Annotated in this window: 13 protein-coding genes; 4 read left to right on the plus strand and 9 right to left on the minus strand. The window is 61.7% G+C overall.

Going from position 1 to position 22,321, the window contains the following annotated elements; genetic code table 11:
- Positions 1-19: 19 nt before the first annotated feature.
- Positions 20-685 carry a sugar transferase gene (locus tag E4631_RS01630; protein ID WP_133658353.1) on the plus strand — a complete coding sequence of 222 codons (666 nt, stop codon included), beginning with the start codon at positions 20-22 and terminating at the stop codon, positions 683-685.
- A 457-nt stretch (positions 686-1,142) separates the two neighbouring features.
- Positions 1,143-1,862 (plus strand): head GIN domain-containing protein, encoded by a 720-nt coding sequence (locus E4631_RS01635; protein WP_133658354.1) that lies wholly within the window; start codon positions 1,143-1,145, stop codon positions 1,860-1,862.
- 96 nt (positions 1,863-1,958) lie between these two features.
- Here the strand turns inward: E4631_RS01635 and E4631_RS01640 are convergent, their stop codons facing one another.
- The 6 genes from E4631_RS01640 to E4631_RS01665 all read right to left on the minus strand — a co-directional run bounded on the left by E4631_RS01640 (position 1,959) and on the right by E4631_RS01665 (position 9,929).
- Positions 1,959-2,663, minus strand: coding sequence for an SAM-dependent methyltransferase (locus tag E4631_RS01640; protein WP_133658355.1), 705 nt, complete (start codon positions 2,661-2,663; stop codon positions 1,959-1,961).
- A gap of 74 nt (positions 2,664-2,737) precedes the next feature.
- Positions 2,738-3,652: a hypothetical protein gene (locus tag E4631_RS01645; protein WP_133658356.1), complete on the minus strand. Its 915-nt coding sequence runs from the start codon at positions 3,650-3,652 to the stop codon at positions 2,738-2,740.
- A gap of 2 nt (positions 3,653-3,654) precedes the next feature.
- On the minus strand, positions 3,655-4,446 hold the full coding sequence (locus tag E4631_RS01650; RefSeq protein WP_133658357.1) for an alpha/beta fold hydrolase: 792 nt from the start codon (positions 4,444-4,446) through the stop codon (positions 3,655-3,657).
- 112 nt (positions 4,447-4,558) lie between these two features.
- The gene (locus E4631_RS01655) at positions 4,559-5,155 is read right to left on the minus strand and encodes a hypothetical protein (protein ID WP_133658358.1); all 597 of its coding nucleotides are present in this window, start codon (positions 5,153-5,155) and stop codon (positions 4,559-4,561) included.
- Positions 5,152-6,363, minus strand: coding sequence for a glycosyltransferase (locus E4631_RS01660; RefSeq protein WP_166648143.1), 1,212 nt, complete (start codon positions 6,361-6,363; stop codon positions 5,152-5,154). Before E4631_RS01660 ends, E4631_RS01655 begins: the two co-directional genes overlap by 4 nt.
- A gap of 125 nt (positions 6,364-6,488) precedes the next feature.
- Positions 6,489-9,929 (minus strand): TonB-dependent receptor, encoded by a 3,441-nt coding sequence (locus E4631_RS01665; protein ID WP_133658360.1) that lies wholly within the window; start codon positions 9,927-9,929, stop codon positions 6,489-6,491.
- Between the two features lie 427 nt (positions 9,930-10,356).
- Here E4631_RS01665 and E4631_RS01670 point away from each other — a divergent pair, with 427 nt between their 5' ends.
- Both E4631_RS01670 and E4631_RS01675 read left to right on the plus strand, forming a co-directional pair.
- Positions 10,357-11,265, plus strand: coding sequence for a YicC/YloC family endoribonuclease (locus E4631_RS01670; RefSeq protein WP_133658361.1), 909 nt, complete (start codon positions 10,357-10,359; stop codon positions 11,263-11,265).
- Positions 11,266-11,588: 323 nt separating this feature from the next.
- Positions 11,589-12,131 carry a hypothetical protein gene (locus E4631_RS01675; RefSeq protein WP_133658362.1) on the plus strand — a complete coding sequence of 181 codons (543 nt, stop codon included), beginning with the start codon at positions 11,589-11,591 and terminating at the stop codon, positions 12,129-12,131.
- Positions 12,132-12,281: 150 nt separating this feature from the next.
- On the opposite strand, the gene E4631_RS01680 is transcribed toward E4631_RS01675, so the two are convergent.
- The 3 genes from E4631_RS01680 to sprA all read right to left on the minus strand — a co-directional run bounded on the left by E4631_RS01680 (position 12,282) and on the right by sprA (position 22,281).
- Positions 12,282-13,979 (minus strand): VanZ family protein, encoded by a 1,698-nt coding sequence (locus tag E4631_RS01680; protein ID WP_166648144.1) that lies wholly within the window; start codon positions 13,977-13,979, stop codon positions 12,282-12,284.
- Positions 13,980-14,081: 102 nt separating this feature from the next.
- The gene (gcvH, locus tag E4631_RS01685) at positions 14,082-14,462 is read right to left on the minus strand and encodes a glycine cleavage system protein GcvH (protein WP_133658364.1); all 381 of its coding nucleotides are present in this window, start codon (positions 14,460-14,462) and stop codon (positions 14,082-14,084) included.
- Positions 14,463-14,574: 112 nt separating this feature from the next.
- The gene (gene sprA / locus E4631_RS01690; protein WP_240734593.1) at positions 14,575-22,281 is read right to left on the minus strand and encodes a cell surface protein SprA; all 7,707 of its coding nucleotides are present in this window, start codon (positions 22,279-22,281) and stop codon (positions 14,575-14,577) included.
- Positions 22,282-22,321 lie beyond the last annotated feature (40 nt).

The following is a 22,321-nucleotide window of genomic DNA, read 5'->3' on the forward strand; positions in this document are numbered from 1 at the left end:
AGTCATTCGTCATTACCCCATGTACCGTGGCAAACGCCTGCTCGACCTGGCCGTGGCCCTGCCGCTGGCAGTGCTCACGGCGCCGCTGCTGGGGCTGGGCGCGGCCCTGGCCGCCGCGCAGAACGGCGGCAGCTGGCTGTTTCGGCAGGCGCGGCCGGGGCTGGGCGGGCGACTGTTCACGCTCTACAAGCTGCAAACCATGACCAGCGCCCGCGACCCCGCCACCGGCCAGCTGCTGCCCGATGCCCAGCGCCTACCCCCCCTGGGCCGCTGGCTGCGCGCCACCTCGCTCGACGAGCTGCCCCAGCTCTGGAACATCGTGCGCGGTGATATGAGCCTGGTGGGCCCGCGCCCGCTGCTACCCCAGTACCTGCCGCTGTACTCGCCCCAGCAGGCGCGCCGCCACCTCGTGCGGCCCGGCCTCACGGGCTGGGCGCAGGTCAATGGCCGCAACGCCATTAGCTGGGAAGCGAAATTTGCCTACGACGTCTGGTACGTCGAGCATGAGAGTCTAGGGCTCGACTTGCTTATCCTGTGGCGGACGCTGGGGCGGGTGCTGCGCCGCCGCGGCATCGCGGCGGCTGGGGCGGCGACGATGCCGCCGTTTCGGGGCAGTGAGGCTGGCGCACTCGCTGAAAAGCAGGTAAATCTGGTCGATGGTCATGGCTCGAACAGGTTAGTGTAGTATTACCATCCCACTAGGTACTACCAGCCGCGCGCTGGGCCGTGCCAACCTGGGCCACGCGCGGCGGCCACTCCCAAAACTCCTCGGCGCAGGGCCAGGCTCACTAAAAGAAACGACGGCAGAGCGGCGTGCGAGCGTGCGCAGTGGCCGCTGGCTGGCCCGAAGCCCGCCAGTTAGTTGTTCGTACATAGCTGAAAAGAAGAGTAGAAATGTGCAGCAAAGGTCTGACAGTGAGGGCAATTTACACAAAAGCCTGAATATGCCAGTTATGGGCCTGGCCACTGGCCAGGGCGCCCCTACCCTGCTTGCCCGCTAGCAACCCGAAGCGCTGCCCGCCGCAAGCAGTACAAGCAGGAGAGCTTCAGTGTGGAACAGCTGCAAAAGCTGGTTTCTTTGCGCGGCGGGCTAGCCCCGGCACCTACTCTCTTCCCCTTCTTCTTTTATTTAAATACCTTTTATGAAAAAACTATTACTTCCGCTGCTGCTGTGGCTCGTGGGTGTGGTGCCTGTGCTGGCGCAGGCGGCCAATGGGCCGCAGGTGCGCTCGCTCGCGCCCTTCCACGCCATTACGGTAGGTACCGGGATTGAGTTGCTGCTTACGGCCGGCCACGCGCAGCGGGTAGAAGTAAGCGCGACCACGGCCGATTTTCGCGACCATATTCTCACTGCGGTGGTTAGCGGCGTGCTTTCCATTCACTACGAGAACCCCGATGACCGGGGCTTCAGCAACGTCAAGCGCGAGCGCAACAGCAAGCAGCTGCGCGTGGCCGTAACGGCCGACCAGCTCACGGCTCTCACGGCGGGCAGCGGGGCGCAGGTGCGGGCTTCGGGTAATTTTACGGCTTCCGATTTTCAGCTCGATGCCTCGTCGGGGGCCAATTGCCAGGCCAGCGACCTGGTGGTGGGTGTGTTGGTGGTGCGCCAGAGTAGCGGCAGCACCGTCACGCTCAGTGGCCGCGCTCCGCGCTTCGACCTGCGCATTGCCAGCGGCTCAACCTTCGATGGGGAAGGCCTGCAAACCGACCGCGGCCAAATTGAGGCCACCAACGGCAGCACCGTGCGCCTGGCCGTGCGCGAATCGTTGCTGGCCGAAGCAAGCAGCGGCGCCGCCATTCGCTATTTCGGCTCGCCAGCCGTGACCAAAGAAGTGAGCGGCGGCGGCAGCGTTGGGAAATAGTGATTAATCACTAGTGACGAGTAATTAATGAAGGACAGATGCCTTTGCACAAGTCTTCCATTAGTCACTCGTTGTTAGTCATTAATCACTATCGCCCTACTTGCCCAGCGCAAACACTGCCGGGCGCTTGTGCAGCTGCGGCAGCTCGGGCAGCTGCCGCCAGGTGGCCACGGGCAGCGTGCGCAGGTACTCGGTGGGGGCGGTGAGGTCGGCGGCCACGCACAGGCGGGTAGCGGGCTGGAGGTGCGCGAGCAGGTCGGCCAGCAGCTGGTCGTTGCGGTAGGGCGTTTCGATAAAGAGCTGGCTCTGGTCGCGCTGGGCGGCTTCTTTCTCCAGGGTTTTGAGGGCCGCAATGCGGGCGGCCTTCTCAATGGGCAGGTAGCCGTGAAAGGCAAACCGCTGCCCGTTCAGCCCCGAGCCCATGAGGGCCAGCAAGATAGACGACGGCCCCACCAGCGGCCGCACCACCAGCCCCAGCCGGTGCGCCTCCTGGGCCAGCGCTGCGCCGGGGTCGGCAATACCCGGGCAGCCCGCCTCCGAGAGCACGCCGGCATCCAGTTTTTGCTTAACCAAGGGCTCCAGCGCGGCTTTCACCTGGGCAGGCGTGCTGTCTTTGTCAATCAGCTCGAAGCGAATGTCTTCGATGACGCGGTGCGGCGCTACCTCCTTCACGAAGCGGCGGGCGGTGCGCAGGTTTTCGACCAGGAAATAGGGCAGCCGGGCCACGGCTGCCACCACCTGCGGCGGTAGCACCTGCGGCGCGCTGCCCTCGGCGAGGGGGGTAGGGATAAGGTAGAGCATTAGTTGAAGCGATAAAAAGTACTGGCAAATCGGCAGCCTGAACGCTGTGCGGGGGGGTAGGGCTGGCGCGGAAGCTAGTCGGTTGGGCGCAGGGGCATTACCAACAATAAAAAAATAACCGCGCTATTACCCAGTCCGACAAGCCACAAACCCAGGCGAAGCGTGCGCGTGCCGCGCACCGCAAATGGCGCGCGAATGGGAGCCAGCAGCAGCGGCGAGCCGTAGAAAGGTGCTAGCCGGCTGGCGCGCACCGCCTGGTACTGGGCAGGGTCGGGGTTGTCGACCCGCAGCAGATACGTGAAGCGGGCGAGCGGCAGCGAATCGAAGCGGGCATCGGTGCGGGCCACGAAGTTTTGGTAGCGCCAGTTGCGCTCGCCAGGCGTGAGGTCATTGCCGAGGTCGGCCCGGTAAGAATAGCTCAGCCAGGCGGGGGGCGTCAGGCGAAAAACACTGGTGTCGGTGGCTGCTACCAGTAGTGGGCAGGCGTAATTGTACGTAGCAAAATAATTCTTCGTGCCGCCTTTTAGGGTATTGACCCGCGAAACCGCGTAGCGCCCCACATGCGCTCGGTCGAGGTAAAACGAGCTATGCAGCCGAAAAAATATGGCATTGCCAGGCCGTACTAGCTCCTGCGCACTGTGCATATCGCGGGCTTCACCCAGCCGATAGCGCAGGTAGTTGCGCAAGCTCCAGCCCAGCAGCACCAGCACTATCCACAGGAGCCAGAGGGGTAGGCGGCGCAGTTCGCCCCTGGAGTTAGTGGCTAGTAGCGCCCAGGGCCGCCACAGCCACCAGCACACCCCAAAGGCAGTCAGCGCTGGCACTCCCAGGCTCCACCAGTGGCCCAGTGACCACGGCTGCCCTACCGCCGTAGCGCCCGCGTAGCCCACCACAAAAATCCCCAACGCCTTACCATAAGGCACTATCAAGCCCCGCCACCGCACGGGCAGCGTACCGCGCCAGGAGGTAAAAAAGGCCGGACCCGCCATTTTCAGAGTTGGCCCACGAAGTTCTTCACTAGCCCAAACACTTCCTCCGGCTTTTCGGCGTGCAGCCAGTGGCCGGCGTCAGGCACGGTCACGACCTGCGAATTGGGAAACAGCGCCGGGATGCTGTGCAGCTTATCATCGGCCGTGATGTAGTCCGACTTGCCGCCGCGCACGAAGAGTGTCGGCTTCAGGAAAGGCTGAGCCGACGTTATTTCCTCGCCCACGTCGGCCAGGCGGGCCACCAGCCCCGGCAGGTTGATACGCCAGGCAAAGGAGTTGTCCTCACGCCGGTACAGGTTTTTGAGCAAAAATTGCCGCACGCCTACCTGCGGAATGTGGGGTAGCAGCGCCGCCTCGGCCTGCTGGCGGCTCTGGATGGTGTCGAGGTTCACGGCTTGCAGGCCGGCCACGATGTCTTCCTGATGCTCCATGTTGGAAAAGCGCGGCGCAATGTCCACCACCACAAGCTGGGCCAGGCGCTGGGGGTAAGCCAGGGCCAGCGTCATGGCCACCTTGCCGCCCATGCTGTGGCCCAGCACCGTGAGGCGGGCAGGGTCGAGGGCCAAGTGGTCGAGCAGGTCGGCCACGTCTTGCGCCATGAGGGCATAGCTGTGTTCGGGCGCGTGAAACGAGCGCCCGTGGTTGCGCAAATCGGCGCTAACCACGCGCAGGCCGGCCTCGTCGGCCCAGCGCCGGGCCAGGGTTTGCCAGTTATCGAGGGTGCCAAACAGGCCGTGTAGAATCACCAGCGGCGTAGCCGCCGGGTCGCCTTGGTCGAGGTAGTGCAACATCATAGGTAGTTAACAGTGAGCAATAAGTAATGAGTAACGAATAGTGAGCAGTGAGCAGTGGGTAATGAACAGTGAGCAATCAATTGTTCATTGCTCACTGTTCATTGCTCATTACTTACGTCCACGCCCAGATGCGGCGCCGCTCCTGCACCACCACGCCGAAGTGGCGCAGGTAGCGCACCAGCGGCTGCATGTCGCTCAGCACGAGGCTGGTGAGCAGGATGTCGCCCTGGGGCAGGGGTAGGCGTAGGTACTCATAGCGCCGCCAAAACACGCCTGGCCAGCGGCAGCGACTCCACTCTACGGGTGCGGGGCCGGGCCAGCCCTGGCGGGCGGGGTCGTAGGCCAATATGTCATCAAGGGCCACTTGCAGGTGGCCGCCGGTGGGGTCAAAAATGAGCGTGGTAGCCGCGTTGAGGGTGTAGTAGCGCAGGTGCAATAGCAGCGCCGGAGCCGCCAGCGCCAGCACTGCCAGCAGCAGTGCCCAGGCCAGGCCGCGCTCCACGGCGGTAGGGGCTAGCAGACCGGGGCCGGCGGCGGCCAGCGCCGTGCCCACCGTGAGGAGCGGCCACGTGAGCAGCGCCAGCTGCCGGGCCGGGGTAGGGAGATAAACGGTAGATTTCTTGCCAAAAAAGGCCAGTGCCCAGCGCGCCAGCCCCAGCAGCACCACCAGGCCAACGGCCGTTTCGAGTAAAGAGCGGAGCGCATTCATTGCCCCAAAATACGGGCATAGACCGCCCCGAAGGCCCGGCCCACCGCCGGATAGCTGAATTCGGCCACGGCCCGCGCCCGGAGCGCCGCCGCATCGAAGTGGCCCGCCGGGGCCGTGAGTACGGCGCGCAGGGCCTCGGCCAGGGCGGCTTCGTCGGCGGGCGGCACCAGCAGGCCGGCCTGGCCGTCAGGCAGTAAGAGCTCGGGCACGCCATTCACGCGGGTAGCCACGGCGGGTAGGCTACTGGCCTGGGCCTCAATGAGCACGCAAGGCAGGTTTTCATAATTGGAAAACAGCACGAAGCAGCTGGCCCGGCGCATCTCGGCGGCTACCTGGGCCGAAGTGAGCTTGCCCAAAAACTCTACCGTGTCATCGGCCAGCAGGCCCAGGGCGGCGGCTAGTTGGTGCATTTGGGCCTCGGCCGGGCCGTAGCCGGCAATGCGCAGGTGCAGGCCGGGTAGGGTGGGGGCGGTGGCCCGCAAGTGGGCCACGGCACGCAGCAGGCCGCTCAGGTTCTTGGCCTTCTCGTTGAAAGCCGCCACGTTGAGCAAGCCGTAGCGAGTGGCCGCGGTGGCGGGCGGGTGAAACAGCTCGGTATCGACCACATTAGGAATAATTACCGTGTGGGCATTCACGCCGCCCAGCGCCGCCAGCGCCCGGCGCAGGTCATCCGACACCGGCGTGTAGGCCGCCGCCTGCCGCACCAGAAAGCCCGCCAGCCAGCGCCGCAGCCGGCCCAGCCGCTCCACATTGCCGGGCTGAAAGGCGGTCCAGTTCTCCGTTATCAAATAGGGAATGCCGTGCCACAGCCTCAGCCACCAAGCCAGCGCGGCCGGCCGAAACAGCACGTGCGCGTGCACCACGCTGGGCCGCGCGCCGGCCCAGTGCCGCCGCACAGCCCGCAGCCCGCGGCGCTGGCACTCTAGCCACAGCCCCAGCTTCAGCAGCTTGTCGAGGGGGAGTAGGCCGGTAGGGCGGGCGCGGTAGTAGTAGCGCCAGGTGGGCACGGGGCCGACCAAGTCGTGGTCCTCGGCCAGGAGGGTAGGGAGCGGGCCGCGCGCCACGGCCGCAAATACCACCGCCGACTGCACCGGCCCGCCGCCTACCCCCCCGTGCGCCGCGATAGCCGCCACGTGCCGCGCCACAAAGTCGCCATCCTGGTCGTCGTAGCGGTGTGGGTACCACTTGGGCAGGTGCAGGATTCTCACGGGGTGCCGGCAGCTTGTGGATAAGTGGAGGCTATTGTGTGGAAAACTGCCTTCAACTACCAAAAGTAAAGCCCGCCCTGGGTAGGGCGGGCTTTACGAAGCGGGATGCAAAATCTGGCGTCAGCCTAAAATAAGTAGCGCACGCCTAGCTGCCCCTGCCAGCGCGAGGCCAGCTGGTCGATGGAGTAAGTGGCGGGGTTGCTGAAGGTGAAGGCCGGGCGGTTGAACGTAGCCGAGTAAGTGCTCGACACGTTGCCGTTGGCATCGGCGAAGGCCACCTGCGTGAGGCCGGAGCCCAGCGTCGAGTTAAACGTGTTGGGCACGAAGTACTGGCGGCCCCAGTTTTTGTTGACAAAGTTGCCGAAGTTCACGATGTCAAACGAAATCTGGATGCTGTGGCCGGTAGGCGTCACGCCTGCCTCGTTGGGCGTGAGCTTGCCGAGCTTGGCTTCTACCATCAGGCGCACGTCGGCCTGGTTGTTCCAGGGCGTGCGGGCACCGTTGCGCTCGGCATACTGGCCGCGGCGGGTGTTCAGGTACGGGTCGTTGCTGATAAAGCTGTTGAGGGCGGCGTACTGCGGGCCGTTGTTTTCGGCCACGTACGGGGCCGCGCTGCTGGCGCGCGACACGAGCACGATGTCAGTAGTCGAGCCGGGGATGTAGGCCAGCTGCACGTTCTGCTGCCCATTGCCCAGGAAGTTGTTGTTATATACCCAGGTGAAGGGCGAGCCGCTGGCGTAAGTCAGCACCGAGGTCAGGTAGCCCGTGAAGCGTCCGTCGTTGGTCGACTTGTGCAGGTTGATGCTGGCTACCACGCGGTGGCGCAGGTCGAAGTTGGAGTAGGCCAGGCCGGGGTCGTTCACGTTCAGGGCCGGGTTCAGCTCCCAGTTGCTCTGCGGCGAGTTGCGGATACCGTTGCTGATGTCGTAGCTCTTGCCGTAGGTGTAGGCGGCGCTCACGTCGAGCAGGTTCGCCACCGTCTGGCCCACCGAGCCAGTCAGCTGGTAGCGGTAGCCCTGGTGCGTGTTGGTCAGGAAGAAGGCGTTCGAGAAGCCGGGGTTCACTTTGGTGCCGCCGTAGGGCGAGGCCACGTAGCGGGGGCTCAGGTTAGGGCCGTTCGAGCCGGTAGGGTTGAGCTGCGGGCCGCCGTTGAAGTAGGTCACGTTATCGGCCAGGTTGATGTTCTCAAACTTCACGTCCTCGATAGTTTTCGTGTACAAGCCCTCCACCGAGAAGCGGGTACCCGAGGCCAGCTTCACGTCCAAGGCCAGGTTCGAGCGCCACACCTGCGGCATCTTGAAGTTGTTGTCAATCAGGTTCACCTCCGTCGTGCTCTGGTTTGCGGCTGGCAGCTGGGCGTAGATGTTGTTGGGGTTCTGGTTGAGGTAGTATTTGCCGGCGGTGGCGGGGGTAGTCTGAATACTGTTCAAGTCTACCGAGTTGAAATTCACGCCGTTGTTGTAGTAGGCGTAGCCAAACCAGGCAAACGGTACCCGGCCCGTGAAGATGCCCGAGCCGCCGCGCACCACTACCGAACCATTACCGTTCACGTCGTAGTTGAAGCCCAGCCGGGGCGATATCTGTGGCTTGCCGAGGTAGCCGTTGTTGAGGTCCTGCCAGGCCGTGTGGGTATAGGTCTGGTTCAGGGTGCGCTGGTCGTTAGTGGTGGTTACCCCATTGGTCGTAATGGCGCCGGTATTCACCAGGTCCGAGTTCAGGGCCGGCTTGGTGGGTAGGGAGGCAATGTCGATGCGAATACCGGGCGTAATTTTCAGGCGGTCCGTCACGTTCCACTCATCCTGCAAGTAGGCGCTGTAGAAGTTGATGTTAAACGCCGCCGACGGGTTGTTGTAGTTGTAGTCATACGAGTTGTCGGTCTTGTTGTACGTACCGCGAATACGGCTCGGCAGGTCGTTCAAAAAGTCACTGGGGCTGTTGTACTCGATGCGGCCGTTCCAGGAGTTGATGAAGCCGTAGTCGATGTGGTAAAACTCGTTGTGCGTGCCCACCGTCAGGGCGTGCGAGCCAGTGTAGAACGTGAAGTTGTCGGTCAGCTCAAACGTCTTCTGGCGGGTGTTAAAAATGCTGGCCTCGCGGTCCGAGCCGAGCAAAATCTGGTTGCTACCCCCCCCGTACGCCTTGGAAGCGTCGGTGCTCACGTTGTTAATCTGCACCGCCGGAAACAGGTTGCTCTGCCCGCCAATCAGGTTGCGGTAGTCGTGAATGTTGGTGTAGCCCAGAATCAGGTTGTTGGCCAGCTGGTTCGAGAAGTTCGACTTCACTTCCAGCACCGTCGAATTCTGGATGTTGTTCTGCGTAAAGTCTTGCGAGCCAAACTTAAACAAGCTGCCCGAGCGCTCCAGGTTGGTCGCTTCGGCCTTAATGAAGTTGTGGCGCAGCGCAATGCTCGTCTTGTCGTTCAGGTTCCAGTCGAGGCGGCCAAAAATCTTGTTGCTGTTGGCGTAGATGTTATAGTCGCCGTAGTCGCCCACGTTGTAGCTGGCGGTGCCGAGCACGCCGTTCGTCTTGGTCGTGTAGCTGTTGAGCTTGGCCGCAATTTGCTGGGCCAGGTCCGTCGTCACGGGCGAGCCGGGCTGGCCAGCGCCGTAGAACTGCGGCTCGGTGCGCCGGGCAATCTCGCCGTTCACGAAGAAAAACAGCTTGTTCTGAATAATGGGCCCACCCAGGCGGAAGCCCGTCTGGTAGTCGTGGTACGACGAGCCGATTTTGGTGCCATTGCCGTCGATACTCTTGCCCGTGATGCTCTGGTTGCGGCCGTAGCCGTAGATAGAGCCGTGGAAGTCGTTGGTGCCCGAGCGCGTCACGGCGTTTATCGAGCCGCCCGTGAAGTTGCCCAGCTTCACATCATACGGCGCCACCGAGGCCTGAATTTCCTGGATGGCATCGAGCGAAATTGGGTTCGAGCGGGCCGAGCCGCCGGGCAGGCCGCTGGTGCCACCCTGCCCACCCAGCGAGGGCGAGAAGCCAATGGCGTCGTTGTTCACGGCGCCATCGAGGGTAATGTTGTTGTAGCGAAATGAGCTGCCCGCAAACGAGTTGTTCGAGTTGCGCGGGTCGAGGCGGGTAAAGTCCTGGATGCTGCGCGAAATGGTGGGCAGCTGCTGCAATTGCTCACGGCCCACGTTGGTGCCCGCGCCGGTTTTTGTGGCCTGGGTGCTGCCCACCACCACTACTTCGTTCAGGGCCTGGGCTTCGGCCGCCAGCTCAAAGTTGAGGCGCGTGGTGTTGCCCAGGGTCAGAAATACATTGGTGATTACCTGCTCCTTGTAGCCCACGTAGGTCACCGTCACGGTGTAAGGTCCGCCGGGAGCCAGGTTCGGAATCGTGAAGCGGCCGTCGGGCTCGGTAGCGGTGCCGCGCTTGCTGCCGGTGGGCACGTGGGTGGCTACCACCGTCACGCCAATCAGGTCTTCTTTCTTATCTGAAATAACCTTGCCGCTGAGGGCGGAGGTCGTGACCTGCGCCGAGGCCAGCTTGGCCAATAGCAGCAGGATAAACAAAATTGCCAGCCGCGAAGCAGTCCGGCTCAAAGTAAGGGTGCGCATAGAAAGGGGGTTAAACCAATGCTGCCGCAAAGGTCCCCCGGCTTCTTCATGTGCTCGTCAGGTCCTGGGTTATCAAATCGTTGGTAATCAATAAATGGCGTAACACTGGCGTAATATTGCGGTGCATACACGCGGCCCGTTGCCCGCACCAGCCACCAGGTAGCCAGCCCCTTACTAAGCCGTCGCGGCCTACCCCCCATACAGCCCCCGGCCCGGCCCATGCGCGCCGGCCAGGCCGGCGTTTACCGTTACTTTTGGCTGCCCGCCGCACCCTCGCTTCACTAGCGTGCGGTGTAGCATTCGCCTAGTGCTACCACCTACTCATCGGGTGGGGGGTAGCACCGGGCGAATGTGACCGTTTGGGCGGTTCGGCACGCATTTCTTTGTTATACTTCTTCCGGCTGGCTCAGCTAGCCCCTTGGTACCCATGCTACTTTCCATGACCGGCTTCGGCCAGGCCCACCGCGAAACTGACCGCTACGCCGCTACCGCCGAGCTACGCTCACTCAATTCCAAAACCCTCGACCTCACGCTGCGCCTTCCCCGCTTCCTGCAAGCCCACGAGCTGGAAATTCGCCAGCAAATCACCAAAGCTCTGCTGCGCGGCAAGGTCAATTTTAACCTCGATTTCAACCGCCCGGCCAGTACCGCCACCGCGCCGGCCATCAACCTCGTGGCGCTCAAAGCGGCCTTTCACGAGCTGCAGCGGACCGCTCAAAGCCTGGGCCTGCCCGTGGGCGAAGAAACGCTGCTGGCTGCCCTGCGCCTGCCCGGCGTAGTGCCTACCCCCTCCGAAGCCGCCCAAGCTGCCCAAGCCGATGCCGGCGCCGACGAGCCCACTTGGGCCGAGCTGCAGCCGCTGCTCACCGAAGCGCTGGCCGCCATGCAGCAGTTTCGCCAAGATGAGGGCCAAACCCTGCAACAGGAAATTCTTAGCTACGTGGCCACCATCCGGCAGCAGCTGGCCGCCATCGAGCTGCACGACCCGCAGCGGGTAGCCAACGTGCGCCAGCGCCTGGCCGCCCACCTGGCCGAGCTGATGCAGCACGAGCAGTTCAATGCCACTCGCTTCGAGCAGGAAGTCCTGTATTATATCGAGAAGCTCGATATCGCCGAAGAGAAGGTGCGCCTGGCCGCCCACCTCGACTATTTTGAGCTGGCTAGCCGGCAGCCCGACGAGGCCGTGGGCAAGAAGCTGGGCTTCCTTGCCCAGGAGATAGGCCGGGAAATCAATACGATAGGGTCAAAAGCAAATGATGCTACCGTGCAGCATCTGGTAATAGGCATGAAAGAAGAGTTGGAAAAAATCAAAGAACAACTCAATAATATTCTCTAAGCAAATCCAAAGTGCAAGTTGGCCTCGTAAGGTTTTTAATAAAAATCGCTGCATCTTTCCGCGCATAAACTGTAATCTTCTAATAAAAGCAAGAAGCTTAATCAGCATGAAACGTATAAAATTTATTAATTTATTCTTTAATAAGCGATTGTTATTTTCTTGTTTTTCAATAAGATGAGTAAGTAATGCTGTAATCAAAACGGCCCCTTAGCTACTCTTTCCTGAAACTGCCCCAGTTAAATTAAATCTGGATTCTTGGTGTAACTTAGTTGCCCAGAAGGCACTAGCAAACAAAATTTCTTTACCATTTTTATCATACTCTTATGAAGACATTAGTACTTTCATTGCTCACTTGCTTTGCAAGCATGCTGATGGCCGCCCGCCCGGCCGCTGAGATTGAGTTGATAAAGAAGCATGTGCTGAGTGAGCGCGTAGAAGTGCTCATTCCCAAAGGCTTCGAAGTGATGACTGAGCAGCAGATGGACTTCACCTACGCTCATGCCAGCAGCCGCCCGAGCGTAGTATTCACGAACAACAACCTCGTGTCACTGGCCTTCAACTACTCTGACAACGAGGCCGACCAGGACATGGTGGAAGTGTACGAAACCAACTTTGCCAAGGCCTATCACAAGCAGTACAAGCAAGCCACTTTCTTCAGCGAAGGCGTGAAGGAAGTAAGCAACCGCAAAGTGGGCTTTATCGAATACATGAAGCCGGAAATGGGCCACGAGGTATACACGCTCGTGTTTTTCACCGACGTGCAGGGCAAGCTGCTCATCTGCACCTTCAACTGCGCCGACCGCCAGAAGCCTGAGTGGGAGCCCCTGGCCAAAAAGATTATGGCCTCGCTGAAAGCAAATAGCTAGCAGCCAAAGCCATCCAGCGTGAACGATTATTTGTGACGAATAGGTTATGAATGGCCACGCTACACTGCGGAAGCAGGCAGGCGCAGGTTGAATTAAAGCGTTAGTATATTTTTACCTATAAGATTATTTTACGCGTGAAGCCCCGGCCGATTATCGGCTGGGGTTTTTTATTGGGGCTGGCCGGGCGCCTTGGGCATCCAGAAAGTCGCGGGCCAGGCCGTAGGCCCCGGCAAAGCCCGCAAGCGACAGCGCAGCCGGCCGGTCGTTCACATCGTGGTAGGCGAGGCTGCCGCCGCGGGTGTACATAAAAAAAGCCGGTACCCCGGCTTCCGAAAACGGAAAGTGGTCGGAGTTGGCGGCCGGGCCGCGGGCCGTGAGGCGCGGCAGGTAGCGGTGGGCGTCGTTGAGCGCCGTGAGCTGGCGAAAAGCCGCTTCGTATACACGGCCGTTGACGACGGTAGCGCCCTCTTCGCCAGTGCCCAGCAGGTCGAGGTTAAGCAGAAATTTTATGCGGGGTAGGGGCACCAGCGGGTGCTGCACGAAATAGCTGGAACCCACCAACCCCGCCTCCTCGGCCCCAAAGAGCAGAAACGCGACCGAATAAGCGGGCCGGTTTTCGGGCCGGGCATAGTGGGCGGCCAACTCCAGCAGCAGCGCCACGCCGCTGGCGTTGTCGTTGGCGCCGGGGAAATAGGTTTTGCTGCCCATCATGCCCAGGTGGTCGTAGTGCGCCGATATTACCAGAAAGCTATCGGGCTGGGCGCTGCCACGTACTACGGCCGCGAGGTTTTGGGTGGGGTAGGCGCGCCGGAGTTGGGCGTCTACCGATAAGTGTATTAGATTATTAGGGTGCCAGCTGCTAGCCAGTACTTCCAAGCGCGGCTGTCGGGCCTGGGTGGCAGCCAGCGAGGCCGTTAGCTTGGGTACTAGCGTAATCCAGGCAAACGCTGAATCCAGGTGCTGCTGGAGCAAGGCTGGCAACTTAGATAACCTAGCCTGCTGGCGGCTGGTTAGCACCAACACGCCTATGTGGCGGTGTTGCCAGGCGCGGGCCGTGTCGGGATTGAAAAATACTAGCGAATCAAGTGGCGATGGCTTTGCAAGACCATTACGCATTGGGCCGGAGTTGGGCGCGGCAATAAATTCCACCCCTGGTTGCATCAGAGGCTGAAATGGTTGGAACAAAGGACTGTTATTAGATTGCAACTTCATCTTTCCCGGAAACGTGTTCACATCCAGCGCGAACGGCTGGGTGTAATCGGGCGCCAGCGGCTGCAAGCCCAGCTTGTGCAGGCGGCCGCGCAGGTAGGCGGCGGCCCGGTGCTCGCCTTGCTGCACGTAGCCGCGGCCGCGCATGGCGGGGGAGGCTAGCACCTCAATGGTGCGGCGGGCGCGGGCCAGGTCGGGCGCCGTTGGCTGCGCGTGGAGGGGTAGGGCCAGCAGCAGCGCGCCCACGGCCAGGGCCGCGGGCTGCTGCCGTTTCAATAACGGAAGCAGCAGCACCAGGCCGGCCCCAATGGTGTCGCTCAGCAGGTCGCTCCATTCGGCGTGGCGGCCTTGGTGCATCACATATTGTAGCACCTCGATGAGGGCGCCAAACGCCACGCAGCTCAGTAGCACCAAGCCCGCCGCGCGGCCGCCCGACTGGCCGCGCCGCCCGCGCAGCCACAGCCAGCTAAGGCCGGCCAGCACCGCAAATACCCCCGCGTGGGCCGCCGTGTCGAACGAAACGAGCTTCCAAGCGGGGGTGATGGGCATTTCCTGGGCTGGGGTAAGCGTGAGCAGCAGCATAATGGCTATCCACAGCAGGGTGAGAAACCCGTAGACTCGGTGAGCAGAAATTTTCATAGGTCGCAAAAAAAACAACGTCATGCCGCACAAAGCGAAGCATGACGTTGGGTGGGGGGTAGGCGGTGTACGAGAAAAAGCAGTGGGCGGCGGCCAGGCGGATTACTCGCCAATCAGTTCGCCGTAGGCGGCGGCGGCGAGCAGGCCGGCGATTTCGCCCTGGTCCTTAATCTTCATCTTGATAAGCCAGCCCTCGCCGTAGGGGTCGGAGTTGACGGTTTCGGGGGCGTCGGCGAGCTTGGTATTCACTTCCAGTACCGTGCCGCTGATGGGGCTAAACAGGTCCGAAACGGTTTTTACGGCCTCTACCGTGCCAAACACATCGTGCTGGGCAATCTCCTTGTCAACGGTATCGATGTCCACGTATACGATGTCGCCCAGCTCGCGCTGCGCGTGGTCGGTAATGCCGATGGTGGCCGTATCGCCGTCCACGCTCAGCCATTCGTGGTCTTTGGTGTAGTGCAGGGTGCCGGGGATATTCATGCGGTAAGGGGGGTAGGGTAAGCTTTAGCTTGCCGTGGTGAGGAAGTAGGGCAAAAATACGGCGGCGCGCCCGGCTAGTAAGCATGGCAAGCTAAAGCTTCTCCTGCACTGGCTACTGCAAGCTGTAGCGCAGCTGAATGCCCCCCTCGGTAGTGGCGTTGCGGAAGGCATTGCTTACGCGCGGCTGCGTGATGGTTTGGGTGAAATAAAATTGGAGGTTGAGGCGGGCGTTGAGCAAATAATCGATGGTGGGGCGCAGCTGCACCTGCAGCGAGCCGTTGGTAATCTGGCTGGTAGCGATGCCGGGGTCGCCGGCGACAGCCGCCGTGCTTAGTACCCCGCCTGTGCCTACTGCGGCCGGCACGGGGTCAACCGAGTTTAAAATGCTGCGCTGAATAGTCGCGTTGTCGCGAATGCTCAGGTCGAGGCGAGCCGTAAGATTGTTCTTGAGCGTGCGCTGCTCGCCGCCCACCCGGAAGGGCAGCTTGAGGCCGGTAGCGGCGTAGCCAAGGCCGATAATCAGCTCGGTGGTGTGCAGCTCGGTTACCTGGGCGTTGGTCACGTTCAGGGCCACGGCGCGGGCGGTATTGTACTGCACCCGGCCGGTCACGTTGTTCACGGTCTGGAAGTTAACGCCGATAAAAGGCGCCAGGCTTTCCACGATGCTCACCTGCCCGATAACGTAGTACGGCACGTACTGCCCGGTCGTGTTCAGCACGTAGGGGAAGGGATTATTGGTGCGGCCAAACTCGGGTTCGGCAGCATACTGCGTCGAGGTGGTGTAGCCGCCCATCGTATAAAGCGAGGAGTAGGCGTGGTTGATGGTAAACGAGCGGAAGACAGCTCGAATAGCCGGCAAATCCGAAAAGCCGTTGTACTGGATTGTCCAGTTGGGCAGCGGAATCACGCCGAATGGGTTGAATTTCTCCGCCACGTAGCCATCCGACGACTTGCCGTGGTAGGCATCCAGGAAGCTCTGAATCAGCACGTCCTGCGAGTTGTAGCTGTAGAGGCCTACCGTTTGGGCAGTCTGAATCTGGGGGGTAGTAGACGTGGCCGGCGTGGTCACAATCTGCGGGGTAAGGGAAACGGGATTAACTGCCTGCAACTGCTGCTGCACGAAGCGCCGGTTCTGTACGAAGCGCTCGAAGGCCTTGCTGGTTTCGCCGTTGGCGCTCAGGTCGCCAAACAGCGTGTTGATGGTAATGGTCGTGGCGCTGTACGAGCCCGTGCCCAGTGCCTGCACGGGCGCCAGGCCCGAGCCCCCAGCCAGCGTACCGTAGTCGCGATAAACCTGCTGGGTCGTGTCGATGGCCCGGCGGTAGTACGCCTCGTTGTTGCGCACTTTTTGGCGCCGCAAGTCGAGCTGAATGTTGAAGCCCCGGAACGGCTCCAAGGTAGTGCGGGCCGTTAGGTTTTCGGTGAGAATGTTGGAGAGCGGCGTGTTCAGGTACTGGCTCTGGGAAGTGTACCAACCGTGCCGGCTTGCCACGCCATACAGGTTATTGGCCGACAGCGTATCGCCTATCACATCATACTGCTTGCCCAGAATAAACGGCAGGCCCGGTGCCAGCGACTCGCGCTGCAAGCCGAAAAAATTGGTATTGGGTAGGTAGCCCGGCAGCAGCGTACCGTTAGAGCGGGCGTAGGTAAAGTTGATAGCGCGGGCCGTCATTACGGCCCGGAGCACCGCCTTCACCAAGCGCAAGGGGTCCTTCTTGGCGGTGTCGGGCGCGATGGGCTGGGGCCGTCCGAGGGGGGTAGGGCTGTTGGGGTCGGCCGGGGCCGGCCGGGGCGGGGTGGCGGGCGGCGCGTTGTTGATGATGTTCAGAAACCTGACCTTGTTATAGAGCTTCACCAGGTCAATCTTGCCGTTGGCGCTCAGCTCAGCGTTGTTCTGAATGGTATTGCCCAGGCGCAGAATGGTGTCGCCGGGCACCACCGGGTACGGAATGGAAAGAGCCGTAGAAGCCGCCTGCCAGGTGTAGTGCGCCGAGTAGCGGGCATCGGCCGAAATCCAGTCGGTGAGCGGGAATTTATCCAGCGGCAGGCGGTAGGTAACGGCCGCCGTCTGGTTGAAGTTGGTGGTGCGGCCGCCGCGCTTGAGGTTGTTCCACTGCTCGGCCCGGTTCGAGATGGCCTGGTCGCTGTTGCCAATGCTCTGGCCCAGGCCCTCGTCAATCACGCCGCGGTTGGTGGCGGTGTAGTCGAAGATGAGCGCCTTGGTGATGTCCCACTTCAGGTCATAAATGCGATTGACGTAGAACGACTTATAGAACACGCCCGCAATGCCCGCCTGGGTGGGCAGACTGCCCGGCTCGGTCACGCGCTGCAAAAAGCGCTCGTTGTAGCGCCGGTCGAGGTCGGTGCGGAACGAGAAGCGCGAGGGCAGCGGTGTGAAGTTAATCTGTTGGAAAATCTTGAGATACGGATTGTCCAGCGCCTTCCAGCTGGCCAGCGGCGTGTAGTTGCGCGGGGTGGTCTGGTACACGTAGGCCACCGCGGCCGTGTACGACTGCGTGTAGTCGCGGGCCGTGTTGATATCGGTATGCAGGCGCTCAGTGATGGCGTAGCTCACGGCCACGTTCTCAATGTCCCAGGGGTGGGGTTTGGTCTGGGTCGGGCCGCGCTCCTTGCGCATGTTCAGTACCGAAATGCTGCGCGTGGTGGTGCGGTCCACCACCAGCTTCTGGTACTCGGCCGCCGCGCCGGGGTTGTTCTGAAATTTCAGCAGGCTCTGGCTCAGCTTGGTATCGGGGTCAAGTGGGTCGTACTGGGGCGTGATGGTCTGGCGGCCCAGCTGTACCAGCACCGGCACCTTCAGGTGGGTTTGGGGGGGTAGGAACTTCTCGGCGGCCACCGTGGCGTTGAGGTCGCCGCGCAGCACGTCGCTGGTTGAGCGCTGCTGGGCCTTGTCCTCCAGCCCGCCAAAGCCCACGCCGATAAACGAGCCCGTGGCCGTGATGTTGGCCAGGTCGGCCAGCTTCACGTTTAGGCGGGCGTTGGCCGCCCAGCCACCCTGGCTGTCGAAGTCAAACACCCGAAACTCGTCGGCCCACATCGTCACGCTCTTGTCGCTGGCATCGGCCGGGGCCGTGGCCGGGTTCAGCACCCCAATCATGCAGCCCTGCACCTGCGAAAAGTCAGGGTTGCCCAAAATAATAATCGTCCCCTTCGACCCCGGCTTGGTGTAGGGGTAGGGAATATTGTAGCCCACGCCGGGCACCCCATTCACGAGGTCCAGGTTGCGGGCCGCCTTGGCATCAATGAAGTCCTGAAACGCCACATCTACGTTGTTGGCCTCGGGCCACACTTCGAGCTGGGCCGTGGACCCGGCCCGCGTAATCTGGAGGGGTAGGGAATACTCGTAGTAGTTTTGGGTGTAGTCGGTACCAATGCGCAGGAAGGCGCGCACGTCGCCGTCGGCCACGGCGTCGGTGCTGTTGGCCTCGGCGTGCAGGTACATGCGCAGGCGCTTGTAACGCAGTAGGTTAGTGCTGAGGTTTTTGTAGGCAGCCTTAGCGTAGCCGTCGCGCAGGCGCGTCACGGCCAGGCGCAGGCTCTGCTCGTTCTGCTGGCGCGATACGGCCGTGGAGCCATACTCAATGTCGCGGGTAATGTTCGGCGGCACGATGTACGGGATAGCGCCGGTAGTGCTAGGGCTGGTCGCCGAAGGGCCGTTTTCCTCCACGCTCACCGTTGAGATATTAAAGGCGTCGGCATCGGTAACCGTGCCTACGGTAGGCCCGGCCTTGGGGTCGGCGATAACGCTTGCGAAGCGGCGCCACTGGTTAGCCACAAACTGCGGCTGCACCATGCGCAGCACCACCGGCTGCTGCCAGTTGGTCATGTACATCCGCAGGAAGCGGATATTCTTGAAGTTAGTAATGTTCCCCTCGGTGCGCGAAGGCTGGCGAATGGGCACCCGAAACTGGTACCACGTCACCACTTCGCCGGTAGCGGCTCCGTTGGCCCTAATAGTGTTCGTTATTTTATCGGTGATGTAGCTGTTGCCGCCTACCGCCAGCTGGCCCGGCTGAAGCGAAATCTTGTACTCGAAGTACTGCTCGGTGGTCTGAATCGTGTTGTCGCGGTTCAGGTCCTCCTTGTCGGGGTAGGCCGTGGAACTGAGCTGCGAGTTCTCAGGCGAGTTGTTCTCGTAGTTGTCGTAGTTCTTGTAGCGGCCCAGAATCTGGGTGTTGGCCGCGTCGTAGTTCGGGTCGAGGTGGTGGCGGAAGTCGTCGTTAGAAGGGTCATCCAGTGTGCTGTACACCGGGTTAATGCCGGGCGAGTTGGCTGGATTGAAAAATGCCTTCTCATCCGCATTGGCCAGGCCGTCGAGGCCAATATCCTGGCTGGCCCGCGCACCGGGGGTAGCGTTGAAGGCGTCGGTCAAAAACTGCTCGGTGGTTACGCGGCCGAAAGGGGTGGGCTGCGTATTGTCCGGGTTACCCGGCACGGGCAGGCCGTTCTCAAACTCGTGCTGGCCCTGGTCGCGCAGCACGTCTTCGCTGATGTTGCCCAGGTTGATATACAAGTCGCCGCCCTTGGTGGTGGGCTGGTCGTTGCCGTCCTGGTCGGTAATATTCACCCGCGCGGCGGGCGCGTTGGGGTTCGTCACGGCCAAGAAAGGGTCCATCAGCCAAAACTCCAGGTACTCCACGTTGGCGTTATCGAAGTCCGTATCAAACGTAATTCCCCGCGAAATACCGCCAAACTTATTATCGGGCAGGCCCGCCGCTGGCGAAAAGAACTTACCCCCCGGCTGAATGTTAGGCGTGTAGTTATACGGCCCGCGCTCGTTCGGGAAGTACGCCATATCAAACGTGTACTCGTAGCCGTTGCCCGTCGCGCCTAGGTCCTTGTTCGGGAATACTTCGTTGCGCGGAATACCCCGCACGTAGTGGTTGAGCAGCGTTTGGGCCGAAATGCTGGCCGGCACGTTGGGGCCGCCCGTGTAGTAGCTCTGGTCCACGGTGTACCAGGCCAGCTTGGCGCGCTGGTAGCCATTGGCCAGGCCGTTGATGCCGCTGCCCACAATGGGACTCGGGGTAGCGGCCAGGCGCCAGGCCGGAATGGCGGCCAGCCCGCCCAGCGTGTAGGGCGTGCGCGCGTTCTCAAAGTCGTCGAGGTAGCTCACGCCGTTTTCGCCGCGCCCCAGCTGCGCCTGCCCCGCAATGAGCTTGGCCACCTCGCCACTAAAGGCAATGGTCGAGGTTTCCTTGGTCGAGAGGAAGGGTAGGCGGTCTACCAGCTTGGTCAGCACCCGGCTTTCCTTGCGCAGGCTCACGTCGGCCCCCAGGATGGTATTGTTGGCCGGCTCGTCGCCGATATTCACCCGGTTGATACCAGGCGCCTGGTTTTCCAGGATGTGCATGGCCGTGGCGCCCAGCAGCACGTCCTTGCTCAGGGCATAGTCGAAGCGGGCGCCCAGCAGCTTGCGCGGCTGCACCTGCACCAAGGCGTTTTTCTCAAAAGCCACCCGCAACTCATTGGCTGAGTTGAGGTAGGCCGGGTTCAGAATCTTGACCTTAGCCTGGTCGTAGAATACCTGGTAGTCTACCCCCTCCGTCAGCAGCGTCGAGCCCGAATAGACCCGCACCGAGCCCTGCGCTACCCCAATGCCGGGCAGGCTGATTTCGTCGGTGCTGGTGCCCTGGTAGCGGCCCCGCAGGTAAAACTTGTCCTTGGTTTGTATCTGTTGGGCGTCGCTCTGGGTCTGGTTGTAGAGCTCCTGGTACACGTATTTCTGCACCAGCGCCTGCTCGGTGGGCGCAAACTGGTTTTGCAGATACGTGCCAAACGGCTGGATGCTGGGGAAGATAATCTTACCCAGCTCGGGGTCAATGGTGATGCCGGGAAAGTAGTCGAAGTTGCCGTCGGCGTTGCGGTCATTGTTGGCATTCACCCGGTCAAGGCCCAGCACCTGAATCAGCGGGATGTTCCGAACATTCTGCCCCTCCTTCAGCGAAATCAGGTCCACGCCCGTGATGTCGTCTTTGTAAATAATCTGGAGCTGAAAGTTGTCGCGATTAATCTGCGACGTATTCAGGGGATAGATGTTTTTCATCATCAAGTCCCAGGTGGGCGTGTTGCCGGTCAGCAGGTTCGGGTTGTCCGGGTTCACGTTCGGGTCAGTCACTACCCCCACGCCGGGGTTGGTGGCCTTCAGCATCTTCAGGTAGATAACGTCGCTCTGGTTGGCGTTGCTGCCGTACTCGGTCTGGGTTTCGCCCACTATGAAGGGCTTGCCGTTGTAGAGGTACTCGTAGCTCACGGCCAGCACCTGGTCGGGCAGCAGGGCCGTGTTCAGGTTCACGTAGCCGAGCTGGGCATTGAAGGTGTACTCGGTGGGCGAGAGCTTGCGGGCCCGCATCCGCTCGTAGTCCAGGCCTTTAATCAGCGATACCGGGCCGCGGGGCGTCGTCAGGTTGCTCAAAAACGTTTCCACCTGCAAGTTGTCGCGGGTGCTGCCGGGGGCGGTCAGGGTTTGGTAAACGTAGTTAGCCTGGTTGCGGGCCGGCGTAGTTGCCGTGGCGGCGCTGGCATCGTTGTAAAACTGCGGCCGGTAAATGCGCGCCAGGCGCGGCTCGCCAATGTCCATAAGGGCCACCACGTTGCGCAGGTTGTCGGTGGTGCGGTTGTCGTTGGTCACCCACACTTCGAGGCGCCGAATCTCGAAGCCGCTCTGCACCGTGGGGAGCCCGCGCAGCGCCTGGTCGTACTTATCCCGAAAAAACTGCTCCAGAAAAAAGTGCCGGTCCTTCTCGTACTGGCTCGACTTCAACTCAAACGTGCGGCTCTGCGCGCCGTTGGTCACCCGCACCTCGTCCTGCGAGCCGCGCAGGGTAGCGGCCACCGCCGTCACCCCGAGCCGCCCAAACTGCAGCTGCGTCTTGATGCCAAAGAGGTTAGAGCCGCCCGTTATCAGCGAGTTGTTCAGGGGCATGCTCACGTTGCCCAGGTCCAGCTTGCGCAGGATGTCAGTGGGTTGCCCGGCGTAGTCAAACTTCATCTGGTTGTCGAAGTCGAACGCCGCCTTGGTGTCGTAGTTGAACGTGAGCTTGAGCTTGGTGCCGACCTGGCCGCTCAGGCTCAGGTTCATGTTCTGGTCAAAAATGAAGTCGCCCACGCTCTGCTGGCGCAACGTGAGCGCGGGGTTGCGGTTCACGTTGTACTTGGCCCCGAGCTTGAACGTGAGCGAGCCCGCGGGCCGAATATCAATGTACGAGCCGCCAAAAATGCGGTCGGCAATGGGCCCCAGGTAGATTTTGGGAATCAGGCGCTGGGCCTGTGCGCTGCCGGGCGCGGCCGGGGCGCCGGCCACGCCGCCCATCGCCTTCTGCCGGTAGTAGTCGTTGATGGCCTGCCGCTCCTGGAACTTCAGCAGCTCTTCCTGCGAGATAATGGTAGGGTCGCGGTAGTCAATCTGGCCGCCTACCGTTTCGCGCACGCTGTAGTTTTTGAGACTGTCGTCGGCCGTCACTTCCAGCTTCACGCTTTTGGGCAGGGGTAGGATGAGCGGCGAGCGCCGCCCGCGCGGCGAAAAGCGGCTGCCCTGGCGGTCGCGCACGGTGCGCAGGCGCGGCCGGCGGCTGGGCTGGTACTTGCCCGTGTCGCCGGGCACGGTCTGGCTCGGCAGGCTCTGCATCGGCAACCCTAGCCGGCTCACCCACGTAGACCACGCAGCCGGGTAGCGGCGGCCTGTAGCGCCGGCCGGCGCCCACGCGGCCGCCAGCAGCACCGACGCCGATATGGCTGCCGTGAGCAGCGCGCCCGGCCAGGTAAATTTAGAACCAACGGACAGTAGAGGCTTCAAGCAGATAGCAGGTGCGGCAGCCACTAAACGGCTGCCAGCA

The organism is Hymenobacter sp. UV11 (assembly GCF_004684095.1).
In the GTDB taxonomy this organism is placed as follows: domain Bacteria; phylum Bacteroidota; class Bacteroidia; order Cytophagales; family Hymenobacteraceae; genus Hymenobacter.